This is a genomic window from Actinocrinis sp., assembly GCF_035938995.1.
Lineage (GTDB): Bacteria > Actinomycetota > Actinomycetes > Streptomycetales > Catenulisporaceae > DASZGI01.
On record NZ_DASZGI010000402.1, the window covers coordinates 1 to 5,996 of the forward strand.

Sequence of the window (5,996 nt, forward strand, 5' to 3'; positions counted from 1 at the left end):
CCGCCCCACGCGTTGTACGCCTGCCAGGTCGTGACACCGGCGACGAGGATGACCCGCCCGGCCGTCTCGGTCGAACGAACCGTGATCGGCACATACCGCTGCCCGACACCGTTCGAAGCGACCAACTTGATCAGATAATCGCCCTCCGGCCAACCCTTCGTATCAACCGTCAGCGAAGGCTTCCACTGGCACTCGACGGTGTTGGTCGCCCGATCGATCGTCTGCGCGGTCTGGAGCGCGCCGGGCGTCGGCGGCGACTGCCACTGCTCGCGTGCTCCCGCGCCGCCGTAGTAGCCGATGCGATAAGCGGTCGCGGTGAACTGCGGCGCGGTGGTGGAGACGTAAAGCTTGAACGGCTGTCCGGAGGTCACTGAGACCTGGTCCGCGTATCCCTGGATGGCGTTCTGAGGGCCGACGGCGGACCCACCGATCGCCCAACCAGGCGTGCCGGGCTTGGCATTCTCGGCGGCGACGTCGAATCCGGAGGCGGTCCCGGATGGAGACACGGCGGTGGAAGCGGATGAACCGCTGGTCGCGGGCTCGACGTTGCTTCCGCCAGACGAAGTCGTGCACCCGGCGAGGAGCGCGGAACCGACGAAGGTCAGCACTGCGCACACGATTCCGTGTAACCCCGTGATACGTAACCCAGTGTTACGTGCCACCGCCTGTGCCCCTCCTTCTCGCCGAGATGCCAGGATAGGCCCATGAGCAGAGCGTCCCTGGATAAGGAGCCGCATGAGGTCGCGGCGATGTTCGACGGCGTCGCGGAGCGCTACGACCTCACCAACGACGTACTGTCACTAGGTCAGACCAGACTGTGGCGGAATGCGGTTGCCGCGGCGGTCGACGCGAAGCCGGGCGAGCGGATCCTCGACCTGGCCGCCGGCACCGGAACCTCCTCGACGCCCTTTGTCCAGGCCGGGGCGTCCGTGGTGGCCTGCGACTTCTCCCTCGGGATGCTGAAGGTGGGTCAGGCGCGCAATCCACACCTCGACTTCGTGGCGGCCGACGGGATGAAGCTGCCCTTCGCGGACGGCGTGTTCGACGCGGTGACCATCTCGTTCGGGCTGCGCAACATCGCGGACACCACGGCCGCGCTGCGCGAGTTGCGCCGGGTCACCAAGCCGGGCGGGCGGCTGCTCGTGTGCGAGTTCTCCCATCCGACCAACGGGCCGTTCCGCACCGTCTACCTCGAATACCTAATGCGCCTGCTGCCCGCGATCGCGAACAAGGTCGCCTCGAACCCGGACGCGTACGTCTACCTGGCGGAGTCGATCCGCGCCTGGCCGGACCAGCGCGGGCTGGCCACGCTCGTCAAGGCCTCGGGGTGGTCGCGCGTCGCCTACCGGAACTTGACCGGCGGGATCGTCGCGCTGCATAGGGCATACGCGGGCGCCTGATCAGGTCCAATAATCAAGCACAGCAATCAAGCACGATGGGTGATGGTTCCGCCGAGGACTGTGGCGATGCACCGGTGCTTCTTCGCCGCGGCGGCGTCGAGCAGCGCGGCGTAGACGGCATCCGTGTCGACTGTGCCTAAAGCGGCATCCATCGACGCCTCAGCGGACTCGGAGAGGGCGAAGACCGCGAGGTCCGCGCGGGCGCCCTCCGCCAGCCGGCCCACATCGCCCAGGCCCATCGCCGCCGCGCCGCCGAGCGTGGCCGCCTCGACGATCCGGCGGTCGAGGTCCGCCGCCTGATACCCCTGGTCGCGGGCGAGAGCGCGCAGCGCCGCCGCCTCCTCGAGCAGGTCGAGGGACGGGGAGGAGGCCAGCGAGTCCGTACCGATCGCGAACGGCGAGCCTTCGCGCAGGTAGGCCGCGATCGGAGGCTCCCCGGCCTGCAGGATCCGGTTCGAGCGCACGCACAGCGCCGCGTAGACGCCGCGGGTCCGCAGCAGTTCGCGGTCCTCGGCGTCGCAGTGCACGCAGTGCGCGGCGTGGACGTCCGGCCCCAGAGCGCCGATCTTGTCCAGGTAGCCCGCCGGGCTCAGGCCGCTGCCGCCGTCCCGGACCAGCTCCATCGCCTTGCCCGCTTCGGTCATGGACTGCGCGAACGGTCCCGTCCCGGACCAGACGTACTCGACCTCGGCCTGGGATTCGGCCACGTGAGTGTGCGTGCGCAGACCGCGCTCGCGGGCGATCGCGATGCAGTCCGCGAACACGGCGGTGGCGATCGTGTACGGGGTGTGTGGCGAGACGCCCACGGTCCGACCGCCGGGCGCGCCGTCCAGGGCGGCGAGCATGCGTACGCGTCCGCCGTCCGACCAACTGCGCGCGTCCTCGAAGACCGCCTCGAGGTAGGAAATCCCGGCGATACCAGACCGCGCGGTGGGCACGAGCGCCTCAGGCTCGGTGACGATGTCCGCGACCGCCGTCGTGCCGCTCTTGAGCATCAGGTGCAGGCCGCGCCGGGTGGACTCCTGCCACATCTGCGAGGTGAAGGTCGGCCGCTTGGCGACCATCCGGCCGAGCCAGACCGGGAAGGGCGCGTCGAGCGAGTTGAGCTCCTCGAAGTCGGTGTACTGCAAGTGCGCGTGCGCGTTCACCAGCCCGGGCGTCAGCACGCCGGCCCAGGCTCGCTCGCGGACGTCCGGGTGGGCCGCGGCGAGGTCGGCGCGCGGGCCGACCGCGGCGATCCGGTCCCCGTCGACCAGGACGGCCCCGTCGGCGATCGCCTCGGCCGAGACGGGCAGGACTATCGGCGCGCTGTGCAACATGAGCATGGACCGAGCCTATCGAGCGCGATCGGGCGCGCACGCACGGTTGTCACCGGCTTGCCACATCCTCATGCGTTTCATAGGCGACCGCGGCCCGGTCGCCTACGAAACGTGGAGGTCGAAGAAGTCCCGGTCGATGTTGATGCGCACGCCGCCGTAGGTCGCGTCCGCGCCGCCCTGGTACTGGTGAACCCTTAGGTGCGTCCACGAGCCGTTGGGTGTGGCGGCCGGGTCCGCGTCGGCGTTGCCGTTCCAGTTGGCTACGTCGATCACATCGGGCTCGGTGATCTTCCCCAAGTTGGCCACCAGGTCGGCGATGCCGCTATTTTCGCTGCTGTAAGCGGCCGAGCGGTACCCCTTCAGGTGGAGTTCGGCGGACCAGGCGGAAAGGAACGCCATAGCGGCGGCGCCCTCCGCGGCGGTCGAGTACGCCTCCATGTCGTAGTAGAGCACTGAGCCCGGGCCGAAGCCGAGCGCCGCCGCCTGAACGACTGCGTCGTCGGCGCTCTGTTTGCCCAAAACCGCAGGCGGGGTCTGGGTGAGCGAGTCCCAGGCGGCCTGCCAGCCGACGTACAGCGGCATGAAGCGCCAGCCGGCCCGAGACTCGGCGCTGATCCACGACGCGGTCAGATTCGGCTGAGCGCAGGCCCGCTCGCTGCCGCCGATGTAGATGCCGATGGCCGTGAACGGCGAGGCGGGGGCGGTCCAGGCCGACATCTGGTCCGAGCTCGGCGCGGTGCAGGCGTCGAAGCCGACCCCGGTGATGACGCCGGTAGCGCCCGTGGGCAGCCCGCCGACATCCGGGGCCGGGAGGTCGGGTGCGGGCTCCACGACCGGGCTCGGCAGCTGCGCGGCGGAAAGGACCGCGACAACGGCGGACCGGTCATCGGCGCCGTACGACGCGGTGATCGAGACGCCGGGCGCTGTCGCGTCGATCTCCGCCGACGCCGGGCGGTCGACCGCCACGGTGCGTACAAAAGCGCCGCGCGGCGAGGAGACCGGTCGGATGAGGATCGCGCCGGTGCGCCGCCCGACCCCGCGGGCGGGGCAGTCCTGCTGCGTGCCGGGCGTACCGAGGTAGATCGCATGCACGTCGAAGCGGATGCAGGCGGTCGGGTCCGTGGCCAGGTCCACGACGCGCCACCCGGTGGGAACGGCGAATCCGTGGCCGAGGTAGCCGATGGTCTTGAATCCCGCCGCCGGACGGTCCGCTGTGCTGATCGGGTCCGTCAGGGAGCCGCCGCCGCGCGCGGTGACCACCACCGCCGCGGCGAGCAGCGCGCCCAACCCGGCGAGAGCGCCGATCCGCAGTCGGCGCGACCTGCGTGCACTCCCCATCCGGTCCCCCAGTCACCCACTCAAGAGGTTGACCAACGAGCAGTCGATAAGCGGACGGTATCGGAGCCGGAACGCGAAACGGTCCGTCGCCTCCGCACCGGGCGGACACGACGGACCGAATGCACTAATACTTCAGATCAACACACAGTCAGATCAACACCGCATCAGACTGTGCCTCAGATCCTCGGCAGGTCCTGCACGTGGTACTTGACGACGGTGTCCAGCTTGTCGACGTCGAGACCGAGCAGGGTGAGGATGGACGGGGCGATCTGGGTGGTCAGCACCGGGGTGGCGTTGTAGTTCATGCCGTCCGGGTCCACGCCCGCGCCGGAGACCACGATCGGGACGTCGCGGTCGGCCGGGTTGGCGCCGCCGTGCTCCGCGATCTTGGCCTTGCCGCCGGTGTAGACGGTGCCGATCTGCGCGACGCCGACCAGGTCGGGCACCCGCGGGTCGCTGTGGCTGACGCCGTAGTAGTCGGCCGCAGCCTCACCCGCGTAGACGGTCGTGAGACCGGACGAGGTGTACGCCTTCGGGTTGCCGTTGATGTCGTTGCCGACGCCGCTGTGGCTCAGCAGGAAGTTCTTCGCGAAGTCCGCGGCGGCCTGCGAGCGGTCGCTCAGCCACCACTGCATACCGTCGTCGTCCGTGGCGAGGGCGACCAGCGGGGCGGCGGTCGGGTGCAGGTTCGCCCAGGCCGCGTTCACCGCGTCGATGATCGGGCCGTCCGGGATCCGGGTCAGGTCCGACGGCTTGGTCGGCGACTGGCCGTGCTTGGCAGACACGATGATCGTGGTCGACTTGTCCAGGTGCTGCTTCTTGATCTCCGTGACGAACTTGCCGAGCTGCTGGTCGAGCCAGTCCAGCGCGTTGGACAGCAGCGGGCCGGGGGTGACGCCGTCGGCCAGGTAGCCGCCGGTCAGACCCTCGGACACGGGCAGCTTCTGCGCGGTCGAGATGGTCTGGAAGTTCATGCCGAAGATCGCCGGGACGTCGGCCTTGGTGGTCCCGCTGTGGTCGTAGCCGTCGATCTCGTTGAGCACGGCCTGGACCTTGTAGCCGTCGTACTGCCGGGTCGCGGCGTTGGACGTGGTCCAGTCACCGGTGGTGAAGCCGGAGGCCGAGGCGTTGGAGTTGATCTCCGGGGTGAACAGGTCGTCGATCGACGTGCCGCTCTTGCCGTCCAGGATCGCGTAGGCCGGGTGCTTGTCGGACCAGGCGGTGCGCAGCCCGGCCTGATGGATCACATCGAACACACTGTTCACGTACAGATAGTTGTTCGGGTAGACCGGCTTGCAGGTCTTCGGGTTGACCGGGAGGTTGGCCGGATCGAGCACGGTGAGCGGGTTGCCGGTCATCTGCAGGATCGAGCCCGGCAGCCCGGACAGGCCCTCGCCGGCGTCGATCGAGTTGAGGTTGTAGTCGGCCGCCTCGGTCCAGGCGACCTCGGTGCCGAGCGGGACGCCCGTGCAGTTCGTGGTGCCGGGGGGCAGCAGCGCGTGGTTGTAGGTGTCGTCGTAGTAGACGCCGCTCTGGCCCGCGGTCGCGCCGGTGAACTGCGCGATCATGCCGGGGAACGAGTCGGACGGGTTGGTGGTCTGCGCGGACGTGTAGTCGATGCCGTCCTTGACCAGGCCGGCGAGGACGGAGTGCGGGTGCTGCGCCACGTACCAGGTCAGGTCAGCCTGGTGCAGACCGTCCACCGAGATGAGCAGTACATGCTTTGACGCGTCGCGGTCGTGCGCCGACGCGGCGCCGGGGGCGAGGACGGCGGCCGACACCAATACCGCCGCGCTCGCCAGCCCCGCAGCCCGCCACGGGAATCTCGACATTCGCTACCACTCCTGGACTCCGGCCGACCGGATGTCAGCCCCGAAGGCAATTGGTAGTCGGGCCGACTGGCAGTGTGGCTGACTCATTGTGAACGAGCCACGAACAG

At 69.3% G+C, this 5,996-nt stretch carries 5 protein-coding genes; 1 reads left to right on the top strand and 4 read right to left on the bottom strand.

Going from position 1 to position 5,996, the window contains the following annotated elements:
• Nucleotides 1–608, bottom strand: a 608-nt coding sequence (locus VGZ32_RS27395) for a N,N-dimethylformamidase beta subunit family domain-containing protein (RefSeq protein WP_326889112.1), incomplete at its 3' end; no start/stop codon positions are given.
• Between the two features lie 96 nt (nucleotides 609–704).
• Between VGZ32_RS27395 and VGZ32_RS27400 the strand changes: the two genes are divergently transcribed.
• Complete coding sequence (locus VGZ32_RS27400; RefSeq protein WP_326889113.1) at nucleotides 705–1,400, top strand: demethylmenaquinone methyltransferase; 696 nt, start codon at nucleotides 705–707, stop codon at nucleotides 1,398–1,400.
• A gap of 26 nt (nucleotides 1,401–1,426) precedes the next feature.
• Here VGZ32_RS27400 and VGZ32_RS27405 read toward each other — a convergent pair whose 3' ends face one another.
• The 3 genes from VGZ32_RS27405 to VGZ32_RS27415 all read right to left on the bottom strand — a co-directional run bounded on the left by VGZ32_RS27405 (nucleotide 1,427) and on the right by VGZ32_RS27415 (nucleotide 5,889).
• Nucleotides 1,427–2,725: an amidohydrolase family protein gene (locus VGZ32_RS27405; RefSeq protein ID WP_326889114.1), complete on the bottom strand. Its 1,299-nt coding sequence runs from the start codon at nucleotides 2,723–2,725 to the stop codon at nucleotides 1,427–1,429.
• Nucleotides 2,726–2,821: 96 nt separating this feature from the next.
• Nucleotides 2,822–4,057: a DUF1906 domain-containing protein gene (locus VGZ32_RS27410; RefSeq protein WP_326889115.1), complete on the bottom strand. Its 1,236-nt coding sequence runs from the start codon at nucleotides 4,055–4,057 to the stop codon at nucleotides 2,822–2,824.
• 176 nt (nucleotides 4,058–4,233) lie between these two features.
• Entirely contained in the window at nucleotides 4,234–5,889 is a 1,656-nt protein-coding gene (locus VGZ32_RS27415; protein WP_326889116.1) for an alkaline phosphatase family protein, read from the bottom strand.
• Nucleotides 5,890–5,996: the final 107 nt, after the last annotated feature.